Raw genomic sequence first — 21,136 nt, forward strand, 5'->3', positions numbered from 1 at the left:
AGCCATCGCCGCCGGCCTGTTCCGTATCGACGGGGCGCCGGCTGTTCCGGTGTCGCGCGCGCCTGCGGGCGCAGAATCGCCGGCATGGACGCTTCGGACCCTCTGTACGCGCAGGTCGCCGCGCATTACCGCCAGGCCATCGCGGCCGGCACGATGCCGCCGGGGAGCCGGATGCCGTCGGTGCGCACGCTGATGGGTCTGCACCGCGTGAGCCTGAGCACCGCGCTGCAGGCCTGCCGTCTGCTTGAAAGCCAGGGCCTGCTGCAGGCCCGTCAACGCGCCGGCTATTTCGTGAGGCCGCCGCGCCCGAACCGGCTGGCGCGCGCCGCCGAGCCGCGCCAGACGCAGGCCGATCCGGCGCGTTTCGTCGGCGTGCACGAGCGCATCTCCGAGATCCTCACCCGCGGCATCGCCGCGAAGCCCGAGGTCAACCTGTCCGGCGCCTGCGCGCATGCGTCGCTGTATCCGACCCGCGCGCTGGCCCTGCACGGCCAGCGGCTGCTGCGCCGCCGGCCCGAGATCCTCGGCATCCAGCCCGATCCGCAGGGCCTGCTCGCGCTGCGCCAGGGCCTGTCGCGCCTGGCGCTGAACGCACAGATCCAGCTCGACCCGTCGCAGCTCGTGATCACCCACGGATGCACCGAGGCGCTCGGCATCGCGCTGCGCGCGGTGACGACGCCGGGGGACGCGGTGGCGGTCGAGTCGCCGACCTACTACGGCCTGCTGCAGCTGCTCGAGAGCCTGGGCCTGCGCGCGCTGGAGATCCCGACCAGTCCGCACACGGGCCTGTCCGTCGAAGCCTTCGAGGCCGCCGCGATGCATGAGCCCCGGCTCAAGGCGGTGGTCGTCGTGCCCAACCTGCAGAACCCGCTCGGTGCGGTGATGCCGGACGATGCCAAGCAGGCGCTGCTGGCGGTCTGCGAGGCCCGCGATCTCGCCCTCATCGAGGACGACACCTACGCGCTGCTGTGCGACACGCCGCAGCGCGCGATCAAGTCCTGGGACACGACGGGGCGGGTGATCTTCTGCTCGTCGCTGCACAAGACGCTGGCGCCCGGCATGCGCGTGGGCTGGATCGCGGCGGGGCGCTGGCAGCCGCGCGTGGAGATCCTCAAGTACGCGCAGAGCCGGCCCAACGAGATGCTCGGCCAGGCCATCCTGGCGGAGTTCCTGGCCGGCGGCCAGATCGAGCGCCACCTGCGCGCGCTGCGGGCGAAGCTCGCCACGCAGCGCGAGCAGATGGTGGCGGCGTTGTCCGACGAATTGCCGGCCGGCACCCGGCTCAGCCTGCCGCCGGGCGGGCCGAGCCTGTGGGTCGAGCTGCCCGACGGCCTGTCCTCGCTCGCGCTGTTCGACGCGGCGCTGGAGAAGGGCATCCGGCTGGGGCCGGGGCTGATGTACTCGAACTCCGAGCGCTTCGACAACTTCATCCGCATCAACGCCGGCAATCCGATGGACGACGCGCAACGGCGCGCGATCGCGACGCTGGGCGAGCTCTGCACGTCGATGTTGAGAGCGCGTTGAACGCCCGGATCCAGGGCGCACCCGCCATGAGGCGGGACTACACTGCCCGCCCATGAATTCCTGCATCGCATTCATCGGCGGCGGCAACATGGCCAGCGCCATCGTCGGCGGCCTGCGCCGGGCCGGTTTTCCGGCCGAGGACCTGCTGGTGGTCGAGCCCTTCGAGGCGCAGCGCGAGCGTCTCGCCGCCGACTTCGGCATCCGGCCGCTCGCCGCGGCGGATGCCTCGCTGTCGCGGGCCCGCGCCGTGGTCTGGGCGGTCAAGCCGCAGCTGTTCCAGGAAGCCGCCGTCCCGGTGGCGCCGCACGTTGCAAGTGCGCTGCAGTTGTCGGTGATGGCGGGTCTGCGCAGTGACGCGATCGCGCGTGCGACCGGCGCCGCGCGCGTCGTGCGCGGCATGCCCAACACGCCGGCGCTGATCGGGCAGGGGATCACCGGCCTCTGCGCGAGCGCCGCCGTCACGGCCGACGATCGCGCCCTGGTCGAGCAACTGCTTCAGCCCACCGGCCGGACGGTCTGGGTCGACAACGAGGGCGACCTCGACACGGTCACCGCGCTGTCGGGCTCGGGGCCGGCCTACTTCTTCTTCCTGGTCGAGCACATGGTCGCGGCGGCGCGCGCGCTGGGCCTGGACGAGGCCAAGGCGCGTGAACTCGCGCTGGCCACCTGTGGCGGCGCCGCGGCGCTGGCGCTGCAGTCCAGCGACTCGCCGACCGCGCTGCGCGAGAAGGTGACATCGAAGGGCGGTACCACGCACGCCGCGATCACCAGCCTGCAGGCCGACGGCGTCGGCGAGGCGGTCGAGCGCGCCGTGAAGGCCGCGCACCGGCGCGCGGGCGAGCTGGGCGACGAGTTCGGCCGTGCCTGACACCCGGCGTTTCACGATCGTCTCCCGACGATTCGCCGACCTGCCGCCGACCACCTGAAACCCGAGAGCTGTTGCAACCGATGGGGATCGCCGATCGCTGGGGCCTGCGCGCGTGGTTGCGCGCGCCGGGCTCGCTGAGCAAGCGCCTGGCCGCGACCGGTGGCCGCTATGAGGTGCAGGTGCTGCGCCAGACGACCGCGCCGCTGCGTCCGCAGGAGCGCGCCGCGCTCGGCCTGCCGAGGCGGGGGCTGACGCTCGTGCGCGAAGTGCTGCTGCGCGTCGACGGTCAACCGCTCGTGTGGGCGCGGTCGGCGGTGCACGGTCACGCGGTGGCTGGTCCCTGGAAGGCGTTGAAGGGACTGGGCAGCCGGCCGCTCGGCCATCTGCTCTACGACGATCCCCGCATCCATCGCAGCGAGCTGCAACCGCGCCGCGTCACGCGGCACGGTGCGACGCATCGCCAGATGCAGCGCCAATGGCTGGCAGCCACGGGAGCCGAGGCACCGGCGTCGATGCAGTGGTCGCGCAATTCGGTGTTCACCCGCCACGGACAGCAGCTGCGGGTGATGGAAATGTTCGTGCCCGACGTCGCACTGCGCGATCCCGGGCCGCTGCGGCGCAAGTCGAGGCCTCGCCGCTGATGGGCAGAGCCCGCCGTTGAGGGCTCAGCGAGGGCTCAGCGAGGGCTCAGCGAGGGCTCAGCGAGCGCTCAGCGAGCGCTCAGCGGGCGTACAGGTCCCGCTCAGCTTCGCTCGGTATGCTGCTGCGGCCTTTGTTGAAGACCGTGCCGCCCATGGACATCGACCCCGACGAACTGATCGAGACCGCCCGCCAGGCCCACGAGCGGACGGAGATTTCGCCGCCGCAGTCGCGGCTGAACGTGGCGGTCGCGCTGACCGTGGCGCTGCTGGCGACCTTCATGGGCCTGTGCAAGATCAAGGACGACAACATCGGCCAGGGCATGCAGCAGGCGCAGGCGGACAAGATCGACCACTGGGCCTTCTACCAGGCGCGCAACGCGCGGGAGGAGGTCGCCAAGGCCGCGCTGACGCAGCTGAAGCTGCAGGCGATCGGCGCGCCGGCCTCGGCCGCCGACGGCTACCGGGCGGCGATCGCGCACTACGAGACGCTTGCCGCCGACCAGGCCGCCAAGAAGGACGAGCTGCGCAAGCAGGCGGAGGCTGACCAGCAACGCTACGACGCGCTCAACTACCGGGACGACCAGTTCGACCTGTCCGATGCGCTGCTGGCCATCGCGATCGCGATGCTGGCGGTGACCGCGCTGACCCAGCTGTGGTGGCTGTACGCCGCGGCGATGGTGCCGACGGTCTTCGGCGTGCTGATGGGGCTGGCGGGGCTCGGCGGCTGGCCGCTTCATCCGGACGCGATCGTGCAGTGGCTGTCGTGAGTCCCCGGGGATGAGGGGCTGAGCGCGCGGACCCTGGTGTCCTGATCGCCCATGAGGGTCGGCGCCGGTGCGGATGCGCCGCGAGGCCGGGCACAATCGCGCCCGCGCCCGTCGAAGGCGGTCCAGGGAGGACGCCGGCGCTCACACGAGAACAAGTCTCCAGCCATGTCCGATGCCTCGATCGAGCGGCTTCTCCAGCCCAGCCTGGACCACGCCGAACCCCCCGCCCGCGCGCCGTTTTCCGCCAGCGCCCAGTTCCTCACCGGTGTCTTCGGCGGTCCGCTGGGGTTGGTGTTCTGCTTCGTCGGCAGCATCCATCGCCTGCGCCGCTGGCGTCAGGATGCGGTGTTCCTCATCGTGCTGACCGGCATCCTGATCGGTGCGGTCTTCCTGCCCCAGATCACCGCCGGCGCGCCGTTGCGCGCCTGGCTCGTCGATCTGCTGGGCCGCAGCGGTCCAGGCACCTGGACCACGCTGTGCACGTCGCTGGCCGCGCTGGCGGCCATCCATCGCCACCATCGTCAGCGCCGCGCCGCGGACCTGATGGGCCTGCGCGTCGAAGGCGCCTTCGCCGCGTGCCTGGCGATGGTGGTGGTCGCGGCGGGTCTGTCCTACCTGTTCAACGCCGTCATGAGGATGTCCTGATGGAACCCGTCGATCCGGACGTCTCCGCCCTGCGTCCCGCCACCCAAGAGCCGCTCGGCGTCGAGGCGCTGATCGAGCGCGCCGAACTGCTGATCGAGCGCCGCCGCTGGCGCGAGGCCGAAACCGTGCTGCGCCAGGGACTCGCGCTCGAACCCGAGGACCTGACCCTGCTGACGGAGCTGGCCCGCACGCGTTTCGCGCAGAACGACAACGACGAGGCGCTGCACCTGGTGCGCGGCGTCCTGGCCAAGGACCCGTCGCATTTCGAGGGCCGGTATCTGCTGTTCCACGTCCTCGCCGACATGGACGAGGCGGCGGAGGCCGAAGCGGTGATCCTCGCCCTGATCCGCGAGTTCCCGGGCGCGCCCGGGTTCTACACGTCCTACGCGCGGCTGATGCTGAGAGCGTTGCAGGTGGACAAGGCGCGCGGCCTGGTGGCGGAAGCGCTGCGCCTGGCTCCGGACAGCCACGGCGCACTGCAGGCCGCCGCGCTCTGCGACCTGGTCGACGGCCGGCGCGGTGACACGGCGGCGATGCGGCGCCTGCTCGTCGAGGATCCCGGCAGCCGCGAGACGCTGTCCCTGGTCATCAACGCGCTGATCGACCGCGGTCGCATCCGCGAGGCCTACCGCCTGTCCAAGGAACTCCTGCGAGCGCAGCCCGACGATCCCTTCGCGCTGCAGCGCGTGAAGGCGCTCGCCGGCGAGGCCCATTGGGCGCTGCGGCCGTTGTGGCCGCTGCAGCGCTGGGGCTGGCAGGCCTCGGTCGGCCTGTGGGTCGCGGCGGTCGCCATCGGCCGGCTGCTGGAGCGGCAGGCGCCGGAGTGGGCGGCGACCTTCTGGATCTGCTGGTTGGTCTATGCGGTCTACAGCTGGATCGCTCCGCCCCTGGTGCGTCGTCTGGCGGCCCGCTGAGCGGCCATCGCCGCGCTTCGTCTCATCTCGGAATTCCGGATTCATTGCCATGCAGGAACTTGAACAGGCGCTGCTGAAGGCGCCCTTCGATCATGGGCTGCGCGCCCGTTATGCGCGCGCGCTGCTGGACGCGCGCCGCATCGATGAGGCTGAGGTCCAGGCCGGCCTCCTGGCCCAGCAGCGGCCCGACGAGGCGGCGGCCCTGGTGATCCAGGCGCTGTGCCGGCTGGAGAGCGAGCCCGCCGCCGCGCTGGACCTGTACCTGCGCGCGCGCCGCGCGCCCGGCTTCGAGCCGGAGGCGGCGCTGGAGGATCTCGCCGCGCATGCCCATCCGGCGCGCGGCGAAGTGCCGGCGGCCGAGGCGCCGCGGCTGCAGCTGGTCGGCGGCGGCCAGTCCGCGAAGCTCGCCGCGATCCAGCAGGTGCCCGAGGACAAGGTGCGCTTCTCCAGCATCGTCGGCATGGAGGCGCTGAAGAAGACCATCCGGCTCAAGATCATCGAGCCCTTCCTCAAGCCCGGGCTCTTCCAGCGCTTCCGCATGAACAGCGGCGGCGGCATCCTGCTCTATGGCCCGCCCGGCTGCGGCAAGACCTTGCTGGCGCGCGCCGTGGCCAACGAATGCAATGCGGAGTTCATCTCCGTCGGCGTGTCCGACGTGCTGACGATGTGGCAGGGCGAGAGCGAGCGCAACCTGGCCGCGATGTTCGAGCGGGCGCGCAGCCAGACGCCGTGCGTGCTGTTCTTCGACGAGCTCGACGCGCTGGCCTATGCGCGGTCCAAGTCGTCGAGCGCGAGCACGCGGACCGTGGTCAACGAGTTCCTGACGCAGCTCGACGGCCTGGGCAAGAACAACCAGGGCGTGCTGGTGCTGGCCGCGACCAACATGCCCTGGGACGTGGACGATGCGATGAAGCGGCCGGGCCGCTTCGCGCGGCAGGTCTTCGTGCCGCCGCCGGACGCGCCGGCGCGCGAGGAGATGCTGCGCATCAAGCTCACCGGCGTGCCGGTGGAGTCGCTCGACCTCGCGGCACTGGCGGCGCGCACGCCGCATTGCTCGGGCGCGGACATCGACGGCCTGATCGACCTGGCCAAGGAGTCGGCGGTGCTGGACGGTCTGGCGGGCGACGAGCGGGGGCTGCGCATGGCGGACTTCGATGCCGCGCTGCAGACGCAGCAGCCGTCGACGCTGGAGTGGCTGCGCACGGTGCGCAACGTGGTCAAGTACGCTGGCGAGGACGCGAGTTATCGCGACGTCGGCGCCTACCTGAAGCAGCACCGGATGCTGTGAACACGAGGGCCTGCGAGGGCCCTCGGCGCCCTTGCCGGCCTTGTCTCAGCGCAGGGCCAGGTCGGCCGCGGTGCCGGCGAAGATCGCGAAGCCGACCCAGTGGTTCTCGCGGAAGGCCTTGAAGCAGCCCTCGCGGCTGCGGTCCTTGATCAGCGTGTAGTGCCAGACGACCTGTGCCGCCGCGACCGCGAGACCGGCCAGGAACCAGTGGCCCATGCCCAGCCGCAGTCCCAGCGCGGCCCACAGGGTGAGGAACGCGACGTAGAACGCCATCACGCCGATGACGTCGAAGCGGCCCAGCGTCAGCGCGGAGGTCTTGATGCCGATGCGGATGTCGTCGTCGCGGTCGACCATCGCGTACTCGGTGTCGTAGGCCAGCACCCAGAACAGGTTGGCGACCAGCAGCCCCCATGCCTCGACCGGGACCGAGGCTGAGATCGCGTGCCATCCCCATTCGCGCCCGCCCTGCGCGGCGGAGAAGGCCATCGGGATGCCGAAGGAGAAGGCGACGCCCAGCACCGCCTGCGGCATCGACACCCAGCGCTTGGTGAAGGGGTAGAGGACCGTCACCGCGAGCGCGGCGAAGGACAGCATGATGGTCGGCGGATTGGTCGTCAGCACGAGCGCGAAGGCGATCAGCGCCAGGACGGCGCCGAGCACCAGGGCCTCCTTGACGGAGACCTGGCCCGAGGTGACAGGGCGCTGGGCGGTCCGTTTGACGTGCTTGTCGAAGTCGCGATCGGCGACGTCGTTGACCGCGCAGCCGGCGCTGCGCATGAGGAAGGTGCCGAGGCAGAAGACCAGGAGCAGGTGCCATCCCGGCCAGCCGGCCCAGCCGTCGGTGGCCATCCACAGCGCGGCCAGCGTCGGCCACAGCAGCAGGTAGGTGCCCGCCGGGCGGTCCCAGCGGATCAGGTTCAGGTACAGCGACAGACGCGACGGCGCGGCGGGAGCGGGGGCTGCGGAGGTCATGACGCTCATTGTCGCGCCGTGACGATGCCCGGTGCGCTCCAGTTCGTCACCATGCGCGCGGCCATGCCCGTCGCGGACAGTCAAGCGTTCAGGTCTTCCGGACCCGCTCCCACAAGGCCCCCGCCTCGCCCACCAGCCCGCGCCGGAACGCCAGCACGCAGACGATGAAGATCAGCCCGGTGACCAGGCTGACCGATTCGCCCAGGCCGCCGAACCACTGGATGCCGGTCAGGTTGGCCAGCCACTGTCCCAGATCGCCGATCTTGTTCTCCAGGGCGATGATCACCAGCGCCCCGACGATCGGCCCCACCATCGTCCCCATGCCGCCCACCAGCGTCATCAGGATCACCAGGCCGGAGGTCGTCCAGATCGCGTCGGTCAGCGTCGCGAAGCCCAGCACCAGGGTCTTGGTCGCGCCCGCCAGCCCGGCCAGCGCCGCCGACAGCACGAAGGCCATCAGCTTGAACCGCGCCGCGTCGTAGCCCAGCGAGGTCGCGCGCGCCTCGTTCTCGCGGATCGAGGTCAGCACCTGCCCGAACGGCGAATGCACCGTCCGGTAGATCAACCAGAACCCGAAGACGAAGATCGCCAGCACCAGGTAGTACAGCGCGCTGTCGTTCTCCAGGTTGATGCCCAGCAGGCTGCCGCGCGGCACCGACTGCAGGCCGTCCTCGCCGCCGGTGAACGGCGCCTGCAGGAAGTAGAAGAACAGCATCTGCGCCAGCGCCAGCGTGATCATCGAGAAATAGATCCCCGACCGGCGGATCGCCAGCAGCCCGAACACCAACCCCGCCAGCGCCGCCATCAGCGTGCCGAACGCGATGCCGACCAGCGGCGGGAAGCCCCAGACCTTCAGCGCATGCCCGGCGCCGTAGGCCGCCGCGCCCAGGAAGGCCGCGTGGCCGAAGCTCAGCAGCCCCGTGAAGCCGATCAGCAGGTTGAAGGCGCACGCGAACAGCGCGTAGCACATCACCTTCATCGCGAAGATCGGATACACGCCCAGGAAGGGCAGCAGCGCGATGGCGATGAACAGGGCCACGTAGCCCAGCGGTTTCTTGTTCATTTCTCTTTGCCGAACAGGCCGGCGGGACGCACCAGCAGGACCAGGGCCATGACGACGAACACCACGGTGTTGGACGCCTCCGGATAGAAGACCTTGGTCAGGCCCTCGACGACGCCCAGCCCGAGGCCGGTGAGGATCGACCCCAGGATCGAGCCCATGCCGCCGATCACCACCACCGCGAAGACCACGATGATCAGGTTGGAGCCCATCAGCGCGTTGACCTGCAGGATCGGCGCCGCCAGCACCCCGGCGAAGCCGGCCAGCGCCACGCCGCCGGCGTAGGTCAGCGACACCAGCCGCGGCACGTTGACGCCGAAGGCCTGCACCAGCTTCGGGTTCTCGGTGCCGGCGCGCAGCGTCGCGCCCAGCGAGGTCTTCTCGATCAGCACCCACACGCCCAGGCACACCACCAGCGAGGCCACCACCACCCACGCCCGGTAGTTCGGCAGGATCATGAAGCCCAGGTTGGTCGCGCCCGACAGCGCCTCCGGCGCCGCGTACGGCTGCCCGCCGACGCCGAAGAAGGAGCGGAACACGCCCTCGATCACCAGCGTCAGCCCGAAGGTCAGCAGCAGGCCGTAGAGGTGGTCCAGCTTGTAGAGCCACTGCAGCAGCAGCCGCTCGATGACGAGCCCGAACACGCCCACGATCAGCGGCGCGATCAGCAGCATCGCCCAGTAGTTGATGCCGAAGTACTCCAGCCCCATCCACGCCAGGAACGCGCCCATCATGTAGAGCGCGCCGTGGGCGAAGTTGATGATGTTCAGCATGCCGAAGATCACCGCAAGCCCGAGCGACAGCATCGCGTAGAAGGACCCGTTCACCAGCCCCAGCAGGAGCTGGCCCAGCAGCGCCGGCAACGGGACGCCAAAGAAGTCGGTCATGCGGTGTCTCCGGCCTCAGCTCACTTCTTGACCAGCGGGCACTTGGAGTCGGCCAGCTTGGTGAACGCGTCGTCGCCCGCGATGCGGGTCACCACCTTGAAGTAGTCCCACGGCTCGGTGGATTCCTTCTGCGACTTCACCTGCAGCAGGAACATGTCGTGCACGCCGCGGCCGTCTTCCTTGCGGATCGTGCCCTTCGTGTAGAAGTCGTTGATCGGCGTGGCCTTCATCTGCGCGACGACCTTGTCGCCGTCGTCGGACTTGATCGCCTCGACCGCCTTCAGGTAATGCGACACCGCCGAGTAGTCCGCCGCCTGCAGCGACGAGGGCATGCGCTTCATCTTCTCGAAGAAGCGGCGCGCCCAGGCGCGCGCCTCGGGGCTCTGGTTCCAGTACCAGCTGTCGGTCAGGTACATGCCTTCGGTGGTCTTCAGACCCAGCGAGTGCACGTCGTTGATGAACATCAGCAGGCCGGCCAGCTTCATCGTCTTGGTGATGCCGAACTCGTTGGCCGCCTTCACCGCGTTGATGGTGTCGCCGCCCGCGTTGGCCAGGCCCAGGATCTGCGCCTTGGAGCTCTGCGCCTGCAGCAGGAAGGAGGAGAAGTCGCTCGCGTTCAGCGGATGCTTCACCGCGCCCAGCACCTGGCCGCCGGATTTCGTCACCACCGCCGACGTGTCGGACTGCAGCGAGGTGCCGAAGGCGTAGTCCGCCGTCAGGAAGAACCAGGTCTTGCCGCCGGACTTGGTCACCGCCGCGCCGGTGCCGTTGGCCAGGGCCACCGTGTCGTAGGCGTAGTGGATGGTGTAGGGCGTGCATTCCTCGTTGGTCAGGCGCGAGGTGCCGGCGCCGATCGAGATGAAGGGCTTCTTCTTCTCCGCCGCGACCTTGGCCATCGCCAGGCTGGTGCCGGAGTTGGTGCCGCCGATCAGCAGGTCCAGGCCTTGCGTGTCGAACCACTCGCGCGCCTTGGAGGCGGCGACGTCGGCCTTGTTCTGATGGTCGGCGAAGACCAGTTCGATCTTCTTGCCGGCGGCCATGCCCTTCGCGTCGGCGATGGCCATGCGGATCGCCTCCACGCCGCCGGCGCCGTCGATGTCGGCGTAGACGCTGGACATGTCGGTGATGATGCCGATCTTGACGGTATCGCCGGAAATCTGCGCCTGCGCGCCGAGGCTGCCGCAGGCCAGCACCGAGGCCAGGGCAACGGTCTTGAGGGTCGTCTTCATCGCTTGTCTCCTTGTTCTAACGGCCTCAACGGGCCCATGCGGGTTTCAGACTCGAAGCTCGGAATCGTGGAAATGTCGGCTGTCGGGATCGTGCGTGACGGAGGCGGCGCGCGTCCGTCACACGCTCAGCAGCTCGTCGAGCAGCGCGCGCTTGCTGTCGAGCTGCGCGGCGCTGAAGGACTCGACCACCTGGCCGTGTTCCATCACGACGAAGTGGTCCGCCAGCGGCGCGGCGAACCGGAAGTTCTGCTCCACCATCACGATGGTGAAGCCCTGCGCCTTCAGCGCAGTGATCATGCGGGCCAGCGCCTGGACGATGACCGGGGCCAGGCCCTCGGAGATCTCGTCCAGCAGCAGGATGTCCGCGCCGGTGCGCAGGATGCGGGCCACGGCCAGCATCTGCTGCTCGCCGCCGGACAGCCGGGTGCCCGGGCTGTGGCGACGCTCGGCGAGGTTGGGGAACATCGCGTAGATCTCGTCCTCGGACATGACCTTGCCGCGGCCGCCCTTGAACACGGGCGGCAGGCGCAGGTTCTCCTCGGTGCTGAGCGACGCGAAGATGCCGCGCTCTTCCGGGCAGTAGCCCAGGCCGAGTCGCGCGATGCGGTGCGTGGGCAGCGTCACGCTCTCCTGGCCGTGGACCTTGATCGAGCCGCTGCGGCGGTCGGTCAGGCCCATGATGGCGCGCAGCGTCGTCGTGCGGCCGGCGCCGTTGCGGCCCAGCAGCGTCAAGACCTGACCCTGCGGGATCGCCAGGTCGATGCCGTGGAGGATGTGGCTCTCGCCGTACCAGGCCTGAAGTCCCTTGATCTCCAGCGCGTTCATTGGAGCCCCTCGTCCGATGCAAGCATCGGCCGGTCCCCCGCGGGGACGCGTGCTTGCTTGGGGCGGCCCGGCGCGGCGCACGCCGAGCGGCAACGGCACGTCGGCTTCATGCATGTGCTCCTTGCAGCTCGGTGGCCTCGGAGCCCATGTAGGCCTCCAGCACCTTCGGATGGCGGGACACGGTGGCGTAATCGCCTTCAGCCAGCACGGCGCCGCGGGCCAGCACGGTGATGCGGTCGGCGATGCTGCTGATCACCTTCATGTTGTGTTCCACCATCAGCACGGTCCGTCCTTCGGCCACGCGCTTGATCAGCGCGGTGACGCGGTCCACGTCCTCGTGGCCCATGCCCTGCGTGGGTTCGTCCAGCAGCATCAGTTCAGGTTCCATCGCCATGGTCGTGGCGATCTCCAGCGCGCGCTTGCGGCCGTAGGGCAGGTCGGCGGCGCGCAGCGCGGCCATGTCGCGCAGGTCGACGAGTTCCAGCAGCTCGAGCGCCCGACCGTCCAGCCTGGACAGGCCGCCGAGGCCCTTCCAGAAGTGGTAGCTCGTGCCGGTGAAGCGCTGCAGGCCGATGCGCACGTTCTCCAGCACCGTCAGGTGCGGGAACACCGCGCTGATCTGGAACGACCGGATCACCCCGCGCCGGGCGATCTGCGCGGGCTTCTCGCCGGTGATGTCGTGGCCGTTGAAAAGGATCTGGCCGCGGGTCGGCGTCAGGAACTTCGTGAGCAGGTTGAAGCAGGTCGTCTTGCCGGCGCCGTTGGGGCCGATCAGCGCGTGGATATGCCCGCGCTGCACTTGCAGGTCGACCGAGTCCACGGCGGTGAAGCCCTTGAACTCCTTGGTCAGTTTGCGTGTCTCCAGGATGAGGTTGCTCATCGGCGCAAGGGTGGGCGCCGGTGGTCCGGTGCCTCTGTAGTGGAGCCAGGAATTTAGGGCCCCGGCGAGGTCCCGTCGACAGCGTAAAACCCTTTAAGCAGCATTGCGCAAGGGCTAACCCTCGGGCCTCCGTGGTCGCGGCGACGCGGGGGTTCCACATGACGCCGCACGCGTCTTTCACGAGGCTGACGTGCAGCGTCGCCGGGGCGATTTCCAGAAGGGGCCAGGACATGCCACAACGCCGTCCTGAAGAGCGCGTGTCACCGGAATCTCCTGCGGGGGAAGGGTGCTTCTTCCGAACGGGGAGGGTGGCGGGCGCGCGGCGTGGCTATGCTGCGCGCCAGTTCGAACACAGCGGTTCCAACAACGCACGCATCGCTTGGAACACACTCATCACGCCCCACACACGCATCACATGCACAGGAGATTCCCCATGATCCGTTCCGGAAAATTCGCCGCGCTGGGACTGGCGCTCGCACTGGCCGCCGCTGGCGTGCAGGCGGCCGCGCCGCAGGTGAAGACACAGGCGCCGGGCTACTACCGGCTGATGCTCGGCGACTTCGAGATCACCGCCTTGAGCGACGGCACGGTCGATCTGCCGGTCGACCAGCTGATGGACAAGGCCAAGCCCGGCACGGTGGTGAAGGCGCTGGCGAAGAACGCCCTGAAGCCGCCGGTGGAGACATCGATCAACGGCTACCTGATCAACACCGGCACCAAGCTGGTGCTGATCGACACCGGCGCCAACGGCGCGTTCGGTCCGACGACGGGCAAGCTGCTGGCCAACCTGAAGGCGGCGGGCTACCAGCCGGAGCAGGTCGACGAGGTCTACATCACCCACCTGCATCCGGATCACGCGGCCGGCCTGACGAAGGACGGCCAGGCGGTGTTTCCGAACGCCGTGGTGCGGATGGACCAGCACGATGCCGACTACTGGCTGAATGCGGCGAACGCCGCGAAGGCCGCGCCCGGCCACAAGGACTTCTTCGGCGCGGCGATCGCGGCGTTGAAGCCGTACCAGGACGCGGGCCGCCTGAAGCCGTTCAGCGGCGAGACCGAGCTGGTGCCGGGCATCCGCACGCACGCGGCCTACGGCCACACGCCGGGGCACACGGTCTACATGGTGGAGAGCCAGGGCCAGAAGCTGGCGGTGTGGGGCGACCTGATGCACGTCGCGGCGGTGCAGTTCCCGGATCCGACGGTGACGATCAACTTCGACAGCGACTCGAAGCTGGCGATGCCGCAGCGCCAGAAGGCCTACGCGGACGCGGCGAAGAACGGCTACTGGGTCGCGATCGCGCACGTGTCCTTCCCGGGCCTCGGCCACGTGGCCGCGGACGGCAAAGGCTATCGCTGGGTGCCGGCGAACTACAGCATCAAGCCGTGATCAGCTGAGCGCGGCGCCGCCGCCGGCCTCGACATGACGTTCGAGGCCGGCCACCAGCACGTCGAACACCGCCCGGCATCGTGGACTGTCCCGCAAGTCCTCGTGCATCGTGACCCAGGTCTCCAGCGGTATGCCGAGTTCGTCCTCGAGCACGCGATGCAGCGCCGGATCGCGCTTCGCGAGCGCGACCTGGCACAGCCCGAGTCCGGCGCCCGCCCGGATCAGCGCGAGTTGCGCCAGGTCGCTGTCCGCGCGCAGCGCGAAGTGCTCGCGGTCCATCACCGGATAGCGCCGCGCCAGTTCGCGGACGTAGGGCGCCGGCTGGTCGTAGCCGATCAGCGCGTGGCCGTCCGCGACCAGCGCCTTCATCGAGCCCGGCGTCCCATGCGCCGCCAGGTAGCGCTCGTGCGCATGCAGACCGACCTCGATCACGCCGACGCGCCGCGCGATCAGCTGCTCCTGCTTCGGCGGCGTCATGCGGATCGCGATGTCGGCTTCGCGTCTCAGCAGATCCTGCACGCGGTTGCTCAGCACCAGTTCGACGATCAGCGCCGGGTGGCGCTCGCGCAATTCGGCAATCAGCGGCGGCAGCACCTCCACGCCGATGACCTCGCTCGCGGTCACGCGCACGATGCCCCGCACGCCGTCGCCGTGGCTGCGCGCGGTGCGCTCCAGCGCCGCCGCCGTGCTGTCCATCGCCTCGGCGTAAGGCCGCAGCGCCAGCGCCGCCTCGGTCGGCAGCAGGCCGGCGGGCGTCCGCACGAAGAGCGACTGCCCCACCCGCGCCTCGAGCGCCGTCACGTGCCGGCCCACCGTCGGCTGGGTCAGGTCCAGCGCCCGCGCCGCCCCGGACAGCGAGCCCTCCCGCAGCACGCCCAGGAAAGAGCGATACCACTCCCAGGCGATGCCGGAACTGGACGCGCCGGCGGAGTCGGCGGCGTCGGTGGAGCTGGCAGGAGAGGGGCTATCCGTCGCCCGCGAGTAAGTCTTCGAAGCCATGCAGAAATGTATAGCCGCCTGTCGATGCTCGGTAATTTTCAGGAAAGCCGCTCTTTTCCAGAATCCGTCCCATGCCTTCACCCAACAGGACCGGCGCGGTCCAACAGGAGCAGACGATGGATGCGATGACTTCGATGGATGCGATCGGTGTGCTGGCCGCGATGACGGCGGTGGCGCGGCGGACGGCACTGGTGCTCGGCGCGAGCGGCGGTGTCGGCGGCGCGGTGGCCAAGGCCCTGCGCGACGCGGGCTGGACGGTGCGCGCGCTCAAGCGCGGACTGGCCAGCGAATCGGAACACCGTGACGGCCTGCAGTGGCTGCGCGGCGATGCGCTGGAGGCCGAGGACGTCCGGCGCGCCGCGGCGGGCTGCAGCGTGATCGTCCACGCCGTGAACCCGCCCGGCTACCGTCGCTGGAACGAGCTGGTGCTGCCGATGCTCGACAACACCATCGCCGCCGCGTCGGCCCGGGGCGCGACCGTCGTGCTGCCCGGCACTGTCTACAACTTCGGGCCCGACGCGATGCCGCACCCGGTCGAAGACTCGCCGCAGCGCCCGCTGACGCGCAAGGGCGCGATCCGCGTCGAGATGGAACGCCGCCTGCAGGAAGGCGCCGAGCGGGGCGACTTCCGGGCCATCGTGCTCCGGGCCGGCGACTTCTTCGGCCCCGGCGCGGTCAACAGCTGGTTCTCGCAAGGGCTCGTGACGCCGGGCCAGCCGGTGACGCGGATCCAGCAGGCGGGCACGGACGATGTGGGCCATCAATGGGCCTATCTGCCCGACGTCGCGACGGCCATGGCGGCGCTGATCGAGCGCTGCGACACGCTGCCGGCCTTCGCCCGCTTCCATTTCGCCGGCCATTGGGATGCCGACGGACGCCAGATGGCGGAGGCGATCCGCCGCGTCGTCCTGCGGCGCACCGGCCAGCAGCCGCGGGTCACCCGCTTCCCGTGGTGGGCGGTGCGGCTGGCCCAGCCGGTGGTGCCGCTGTTCCGCGAGCTGGCCGAGATGCGCTACCTGTGGCGCGAGCCGCTGCGCATGGACGAGGCGCGCCTCGCGGCCGAACTGGCCAGGGATGGCGGCGTGCCGCACACGCCGCTCGATGTGGCGATCGAGCGCACGCTGGAAGCGCTGGGCTGCCTGCCCGCCGCGCCTGTCGCGGCAGGGACGGCCGGCGCCGCGGCGCTCAATCGAAGTAGTGCTGCCGCAGGCGCTCGTAGCGCCCATCCCGCCTGAGGCGGTCCAGCGCGGCCTGCAGGCGTCGCGCAAGGACCGGATCGCTGTCCGCCGGCAGCCCGTACCAGTAGGACTTGTCGACGTCCATCGGCAGCACGGGCGCAAGCGTCGCGTAGGGCAGCTTCAGCTCGCGCAGGTGCCAGGCCGCGGCCCAGTCCAGCAGCACGATCAGGTCCATGCGACCGGCCAGCAGCTTGCGCAGGTTGGTGGCGTCGTCGAGGCCGAGTTCCAACTCGGCCTCGGGCCGCAGTCCTTCAGCGATCAGGTGCTTCGCGGCGGCCGAATCACGCGACACGCCCAGACGCAAGCCGTTGAGCTGCTTGAGGCTGGCGGGGCGCACGTCGGTGCGGTGGCTCAGCCGATAGACGAGGATGCGTCGCGGGCTGATGGGTCCGACCCAGCGGTACTGGGTCTCGCGCTCGGGCGTGCGCGTCAGCGAGAACAGCACGCTGTCCGGGTGCCGCCCGGCCTCCTGCACCGACCGTTGCCACGGCAGCACCTGGACGCGCAAGGGCAGACCGGCCTCGGCCGCCGTCAACGTCAGGAGTTCGGTGCTGAAGCCGCGCGCCGTGCCGCCCTCGGTGTAGTTCAGGGGCGGCAGGTTCTCGGTGAACGCGACCAGTTCGGTCGGCCCCGCCGCCGTGCCCGCGATCGTCCGCGCGCGGGCCGCGGGCGCCGCCAGCGCCGCGGGCAGCGCGCCCGGCAGCAGTCCCGCCGCCAGCAGGAGGCAGCACAGACGGCGCTCCGGCAGGGGCTGGATCTCGTGGGGCATCGCGGCAGTGTAGGAAGGGGCGATGACAGGCCGACAACGATGTCGTTGCATAAACGCCAACAAGGTCACGACACCCGGACGGCGGACGAAAGACCTGACCCCTGGTCCGTTTCCTGATCCGATCCGTTCGCCGACGGGTCGTGAACCTCAGGCGTCCATCTGCTTCTGGAAGACCAGGCCCGCGTGCTCGCGCAGCGCGTGGAACTTGATCTTGGGCCAATTCTCCTGCATGGCGCGGAGCTCGCCGGCGTACTCGAGCAGCACCGTCGGCGCGTTCACCGCATCCCACGCGACGCGATGCGCGTTGTGGTCGATGAAGCGGCGCAGTTCCTTCTCGCCGCCGTCGGCCTCGTCGCAGGTGACCCAGCGCGCGACGTTGTAGCGCGCCGGCATGACGCGGGCCTTGACGCCGTATTCATGCTCCAGGCGGTGTGCGACGACCTCGAACTGCAGCTGGCCGACCGCGCCCAGCAGCAGCACGCTGCCGGCCTCGGGGCGGAAGACCTGGATCGCGCCTTCCTCGCCGAGCTGGCGCAGACCTTCGCGCAACTGCTTGGTCTTGAGCGGGTCCGCCACTTCCACGGACCGGAACATTTCCGGCGCGAAGAAGGGCAGGCCGGTGTACTGCAGCGCCTCGCCCTCGGTGATCGTGTCGCCGAGCTGCAGCACGCCGTGGTTGGGGATGCCGATGATGTCGCCGGCGAAAGCCTCGTCCAGCAGCTCGCGGCGCTGCGACAGGAAGCTCACCACCGTGTTGGGACGCAGCTCCTTGCCGGAACGCACGACCTTCAGACGCATGCCGCGCTCGAAGTGGCCCGAGGCCACGCGCAGGAAGGCGATGCGGTCGCGGTGCGCCGGGTCCATGTTGGCCTGGATCTTGAAGACGACGCCGGTGAACTTGGGCTCCTCCGGCTGCACGACGCGCTGCATCGCGGCGCGCTCGGCCGGCGCGGGGGCCAGCTCGACCAGCGCGTCCAGCACTTCCTGCACGCCGAAGTTGTTGACCGCGGAACCGAAGAACATCGGCGTCTGCTGGCCGGCGAGGAAGGCCGCCTCGTCGAAGGCCGGCGCGGCCTCGTTGACCAGCTCGATCTCGCCCTGCGCGTTGTCGTACTGCATGCCGAAGCGCTCGGCATAGGCCGGGTTGTCCAACCCGTCCAGAACCTCCTCGGTGCCGGCGGCGCGGTCCTCGCCGGGCGCGAAGACGCGCATGCGCTGCTGACGCAGGTCCATCACGCCGTGGAAGTGCTTGCCCATGCCCACCGGCCAGGTGAACGGGACCACCGTCATGCCCAGCTCGCGCTCGATCTCGTCCATCAGCGCCAGCGGCTCCTGGACCTCGCGGTCCATCTTGTTGACGAAGGTCAGGATCGGCGTGTTGCGCGCGCGGCAGACCTGGATCAGCCGGCGGGTCTGCGGCTCGACGCCGTTGGCCGCGTCGATCACCATCAGCGCCGCATCGACGGCGGTCAGCACGCGGTACGTGTCTTCCGAGAAGTCCTGGTGACCGGGGGTGTCCAGCAGGTTGATCACGCAGTCGCGGTACTCCATCTGCATCACCGACGAGGCCACCGAGATGCCGCGCTGCTTCTCGATCTCCATCCAGTCGGACGTCGCATGCCGCGAGGCCTTGCGCGCCTTCACCGAGCCCGCGATCTGGATCGCGCCGGAGAACAGCAGCAGCTTCTCCGTCAGCGTGGTCTTGCCCGCGTCAGGGTGGGAAATGATGGCGAAGGTGCGGCGGCGGCGCACTTCGGCGGGGATGCGGGAGGGGTCGGTGGACATGGCGGCTGTGGGGCGGCGAACCCGCGATTATCGGGCAGTCTTCCTTCTTTGACCGCGCCCGTCGGCGGCAGCCGGCCCCGGGGTCTGCTCCCACGCTGGCGGGGCTTAACCGCAGGTCGCATCCCCCGGGGCCGGCTGCCGCCGACTCCGGATCGTGGACGTCGTGGGACCCTTCATGCGGGCGTCATGAACGGGCGGACACGGGCCAGCAGGCGCTCGACGTATTCGTCCTTCTCGCCGACCGGGGCGGCGTAGGTCAGCGCATCGCGCGCGGCGGACTCGCCGGCCTTGCTCCACATCAGCCACGCCGACAGGTACTGCGACGCGAGGCAGCCGCCCGACGTCGCCACCGGGCCGCGAGCGTGGAAGGGCTCGTCGAGGACGCGCACGCCGGCCTCGACCAGCCAGGGTCGCGTGGACGAATCGGTGCAGGCCGGCGCATCGCCGAGCAAGCCCAGCCGGGCCACCAGCAGCGCGCCGGAGCACTGCGACGCGATCAGTTGCCGCGTCGGATCGAGCTGCAGCCGGTCCAGCAGCGCCGAGTTCTCCGCGATCGCCCGCGTGTAGATGCCGGAGCCGAACCAGACGGCGTCGGCCTCGTTGGCCCATTCGAGCGGATGTTTCAGCTGGACGGTCACGCCGTTCATCGAGGTGACCGCCGGTCCCGGGCCGCACAGCTCGGCGGACCAGCCCAGCGGCTTGAGCCGGTTCAGCAGTCCCAGCGGGATGAAGCTGTCGATCTCGTTGAAGCCGTCGAAGGAGAGGATGGCGATGCGCATGGGGAAGACCCGAGAGGCCCGCAAGGCGATGCGGCCCACTGTAGCGCCGCCGCCCGCCCGGCCCAAGCCGTCGGGGTTATTGGCTGCCGGCGTCGCCCCCGCCGCCGCCCGGCGCCTGCGGCGTGCCCAGCGTGCCGAGCTGCGTGCCGATGCGCACCAGCAGGTGCTGGCGCACGCGTTGGACGACCTCGGCCGCGTCGACCGGGCCCAGTTCCTCGGCCAGCCGGGCCTGGACCTCGTAGTGCAGGTAGAGCATGCCGCGCAGCTTCTCGAAGCCGCCTTCGTGGCCGTCGCCGCAGATGCGCAGGTCGTTGTCGAGCACGCGCTCGATGACGCCGGGATCGAGCAGCCGCACGTGGCACATGATCGCCAGCTGCGCGATCTGCAGGTCCACGTCCTCGACGGTCTTCTCCCACTCCTCGTGGCTGTAGCGTTGCTTGGGCGTTCGCATGGTCACTCCTCCCCGGCGAGTAGCCGGAACGTGTGGCGGGCCATCATGAGTTCCTCGTCGGTGGGGATGACCCAGGCCTCGCACCGGCTGTCGACGGTGCTGATCCGGCGCTCGGCCGGCCCCTCGCGGTTGGCGGCCTCCTGCGCCGACACCCCCAGCCAAAGACAGCGCGACAGCACCCGCCGACGGATCTCCGCGGCGTGCTCGCCGATGCCGGCGGTGAACACCAGGCCGTCCAGGCCGCCCATCTCCGCCGCCAGCGCGCCGATCTCGCGGGCGACGCGATGGACGAAGACATCGATCGCGAAACGCGCCCGCGGCGCGTCACTGGTCAGCAGCTGGCGCATGTCGCTGGAGATGCCGGATAGACCGAGCAGGCCGGACTGCTTGTAGAGCAGGGTCTCGAGCTCGCGCGCGTCCATGCGCTGCTCGTCCATCAGGTAGATCAGCACGCCGGGATCGACCGCGCCGCTGCGCGTGCCCATCGGCAGGCCGTCGACGGCGGTGAAGCCCATGCTGCTGGCGATGCTGCGGCCGCGGTGCAGCGCGCAGGCGCTGGCGCCGTTGCCCAGGTGCAGGATGACGGTGCGTCCGTCGGCCAGCCGCGGCGACAGGGCCGGCAGCCGCGACGCGATGTACTCGTAGCTGAGCCCGTGGAAGCCGTAGCGCCGCACGCCGGCCTCGAACAGCGCATAGGGCAGCGCGAAGGCGTCGGCGACGTCGGACTGGCCGCGATGGAAGGCCGTGTCGAAACACGCGACCTGCGGCAGCCCCGGAAGCGCCGAGAACGCGCGGCGGATCGGCGCCAGGTTGTGCGGCTGATGCAGCGGTGCGAGCGGCACCAGCGTCTCCAGTTGCGCCAGCACTGCCGGCGTCACCCGCACCGGTTGCGCGAACGCGGTCCCGCCGTGCACGACGCGGTGGCCGATGCCCAGCATCTCGATGCCGGGGAACTCGTGGGTGACGAACTCGACCAGGTGATCGAGCGCCCCCTCGTGCGTCAGCGCCTCGCCGACCGGCCAGTCGCGCGAGCCGGCTTTCGAGCCGTCGGCATGCGAGGCCTCGAAGTGCGGCGTCGCGGTGCCGATCCCTTCGACCTGCGCGCGCAATTCGAGCCGCAGCGGGCCCAGCCGGCGGTCCTCGTGCAGCGAGTACATCGACAGCTTGATGCTGGATGAGCCCGCGTTGACCACCGCGATGAATTCGCCTTCAAGTCGTGGATCCATCG

21 protein-coding genes are annotated in these 21,136 nt (G+C 70.0%); 9 read left to right on the forward strand and 12 right to left on the reverse strand.

Going from position 1 to position 21,136, the window contains the following annotated elements:
• The first annotated feature begins 84 nt into the window (after nucleotides 1-84).
• The 7 genes from ACQ4L4_RS21830 (at nucleotide 85) to ACQ4L4_RS21860 (ending at nucleotide 6,647) form a co-directional block, all read left to right on the forward strand.
• A complete protein-coding gene (locus tag ACQ4L4_RS21830; RefSeq protein WP_431100948.1) occupies nucleotides 85-1,524 on the forward strand; it encodes a PLP-dependent aminotransferase family protein in 1,440 nt (479 codons plus the stop codon).
• A 52-nt stretch (nucleotides 1,525-1,576) separates the two neighbouring features.
• Nucleotides 1,577-2,392: a pyrroline-5-carboxylate reductase gene (gene proC / locus ACQ4L4_RS21835; RefSeq protein ID WP_431100949.1), complete on the forward strand. Its 816-nt coding sequence runs from the start codon at nucleotides 1,577-1,579 to the stop codon at nucleotides 2,390-2,392.
• Between the two features lie 80 nt (nucleotides 2,393-2,472).
• On the forward strand, nucleotides 2,473-3,033 hold the full coding sequence (locus ACQ4L4_RS21840) for a chorismate--pyruvate lyase family protein (RefSeq protein WP_431100950.1): 561 nt from the start codon (nucleotides 2,473-2,475) through the stop codon (nucleotides 3,031-3,033).
• 152 nt (nucleotides 3,034-3,185) lie between these two features.
• Nucleotides 3,186-3,800 carry a DUF4337 domain-containing protein gene (locus tag ACQ4L4_RS21845; protein ID WP_431100951.1) on the forward strand — a complete coding sequence of 205 codons (615 nt, stop codon included), beginning with the start codon at nucleotides 3,186-3,188 and terminating at the stop codon, nucleotides 3,798-3,800.
• Nucleotides 3,801-3,965: 165 nt separating this feature from the next.
• Nucleotides 3,966-4,445, forward strand: a complete 480-nt coding sequence (locus tag ACQ4L4_RS21850; RefSeq protein WP_431100952.1) for a hypothetical protein — start codon at nucleotides 3,966-3,968, stop codon at nucleotides 4,443-4,445.
• Entirely contained in the window at nucleotides 4,445-5,359 is a 915-nt protein-coding gene (locus ACQ4L4_RS21855; RefSeq protein WP_431100953.1) for a tetratricopeptide repeat protein, read from the forward strand. The genes ACQ4L4_RS21850 and ACQ4L4_RS21855 overlap by 1 nt, the downstream gene beginning before the upstream one ends.
• Nucleotides 5,360-5,408: 49 nt before the next feature.
• Entirely contained in the window at nucleotides 5,409-6,647 is a 1,239-nt protein-coding gene (locus ACQ4L4_RS21860) for an AAA family ATPase (RefSeq protein ID WP_431100954.1), read from the forward strand.
• A 45-nt stretch (nucleotides 6,648-6,692) separates the two neighbouring features.
• Here the strand turns inward: ACQ4L4_RS21860 and ubiA are convergent, their stop codons facing one another.
• The 6 genes from ubiA to ACQ4L4_RS21890 all read right to left on the reverse strand — a co-directional run bounded on the left by ubiA (nucleotide 6,693) and on the right by ACQ4L4_RS21890 (nucleotide 12,500).
• A complete protein-coding gene (gene ubiA / locus ACQ4L4_RS21865; protein WP_431100955.1) occupies nucleotides 6,693-7,619 on the reverse strand; it encodes a 4-hydroxybenzoate octaprenyltransferase in 927 nt (308 codons plus the stop codon).
• 88 nt (nucleotides 7,620-7,707) lie between these two features.
• Nucleotides 7,708-8,682 carry a branched-chain amino acid ABC transporter permease gene (locus ACQ4L4_RS21870; RefSeq protein WP_431100956.1) on the reverse strand — a complete coding sequence of 325 codons (975 nt, stop codon included), beginning with the start codon at nucleotides 8,680-8,682 and terminating at the stop codon, nucleotides 7,708-7,710.
• Nucleotides 8,679-9,566, reverse strand: a complete 888-nt coding sequence (locus ACQ4L4_RS21875; RefSeq protein ID WP_431100957.1) for a branched-chain amino acid ABC transporter permease — start codon at nucleotides 9,564-9,566, stop codon at nucleotides 8,679-8,681. The genes ACQ4L4_RS21870 and ACQ4L4_RS21875 overlap by 4 nt, the downstream gene beginning before the upstream one ends.
• A gap of 20 nt (nucleotides 9,567-9,586) precedes the next feature.
• Nucleotides 9,587-10,795, reverse strand: a complete 1,209-nt coding sequence (locus ACQ4L4_RS21880; RefSeq protein WP_431100958.1) for an ABC transporter substrate-binding protein — start codon at nucleotides 10,793-10,795, stop codon at nucleotides 9,587-9,589.
• A gap of 117 nt (nucleotides 10,796-10,912) precedes the next feature.
• Nucleotides 10,913-11,620, reverse strand: coding sequence for an ABC transporter ATP-binding protein (locus tag ACQ4L4_RS21885; protein WP_431100959.1), 708 nt, complete (start codon nucleotides 11,618-11,620; stop codon nucleotides 10,913-10,915).
• Between the two features lie 106 nt (nucleotides 11,621-11,726).
• Entirely contained in the window at nucleotides 11,727-12,500 is a 774-nt protein-coding gene (locus ACQ4L4_RS21890) for an ABC transporter ATP-binding protein (protein ID WP_431100960.1), read from the reverse strand.
• Between the two features lie 433 nt (nucleotides 12,501-12,933).
• On the opposite strand from ACQ4L4_RS21890, the gene ACQ4L4_RS21895 reads away from it, so the two are divergent.
• Nucleotides 12,934-13,887 (forward strand): MBL fold metallo-hydrolase, encoded by a 954-nt coding sequence (locus ACQ4L4_RS21895; RefSeq protein WP_377158759.1) that lies wholly within the window; start codon nucleotides 12,934-12,936, stop codon nucleotides 13,885-13,887.
• Here the strand turns inward: ACQ4L4_RS21895 and ACQ4L4_RS21900 are convergent, their stop codons facing one another.
• A complete protein-coding gene (locus tag ACQ4L4_RS21900; RefSeq protein WP_431100961.1) occupies nucleotides 13,888-14,886 on the reverse strand; it encodes a LysR family transcriptional regulator in 999 nt (332 codons plus the stop codon).
• 152 nt (nucleotides 14,887-15,038) lie between these two features.
• Between ACQ4L4_RS21900 and ACQ4L4_RS21905 the strand changes: the two genes are divergently transcribed.
• The gene (locus tag ACQ4L4_RS21905; protein ID WP_431104990.1) at nucleotides 15,039-16,121 is read left to right on the forward strand and encodes an NAD-dependent epimerase/dehydratase family protein; all 1,083 of its coding nucleotides are present in this window, start codon (nucleotides 15,039-15,041) and stop codon (nucleotides 16,119-16,121) included.
• Here the strand turns inward: ACQ4L4_RS21905 and ACQ4L4_RS21910 are convergent.
• The 5 genes from ACQ4L4_RS21910 to ACQ4L4_RS21930 all read right to left on the reverse strand — a co-directional run bounded on the left by ACQ4L4_RS21910 (nucleotide 16,072) and on the right by ACQ4L4_RS21930 (nucleotide 21,134).
• Complete coding sequence (locus ACQ4L4_RS21910) at nucleotides 16,072-16,893, reverse strand: substrate-binding periplasmic protein (RefSeq protein WP_431100962.1); 822 nt, start codon at nucleotides 16,891-16,893, stop codon at nucleotides 16,072-16,074. The genes ACQ4L4_RS21905 and ACQ4L4_RS21910 overlap by 50 nt on opposite strands.
• A 147-nt stretch (nucleotides 16,894-17,040) precedes the next feature.
• Nucleotides 17,041-18,678 carry a peptide chain release factor 3 gene (locus ACQ4L4_RS21915; protein WP_431100963.1) on the reverse strand — a complete coding sequence of 546 codons (1,638 nt, stop codon included), beginning with the start codon at nucleotides 18,676-18,678 and terminating at the stop codon, nucleotides 17,041-17,043.
• Between the two features lie 173 nt (nucleotides 18,679-18,851).
• Entirely contained in the window at nucleotides 18,852-19,457 is a 606-nt protein-coding gene (locus tag ACQ4L4_RS21920; protein WP_377158756.1) for a DJ-1/PfpI family protein, read from the reverse strand.
• A 76-nt stretch (nucleotides 19,458-19,533) separates the two neighbouring features.
• Complete coding sequence (locus tag ACQ4L4_RS21925) at nucleotides 19,534-19,908, reverse strand: hypothetical protein (protein WP_431100964.1); 375 nt, start codon at nucleotides 19,906-19,908, stop codon at nucleotides 19,534-19,536.
• 2 nt (nucleotides 19,909-19,910) lie between these two features.
• Complete coding sequence (locus ACQ4L4_RS21930) at nucleotides 19,911-21,134, reverse strand: acetate/propionate family kinase (protein WP_431100965.1); 1,224 nt, start codon at nucleotides 21,132-21,134, stop codon at nucleotides 19,911-19,913.
• Nucleotides 21,135-21,136 lie beyond the last annotated feature (2 nt).

This window comes from Roseateles noduli (assembly GCF_050626985.1).
Lineage (GTDB): Bacteria > Pseudomonadota > Gammaproteobacteria > Burkholderiales > Burkholderiaceae_C > Roseateles > Roseateles noduli_A.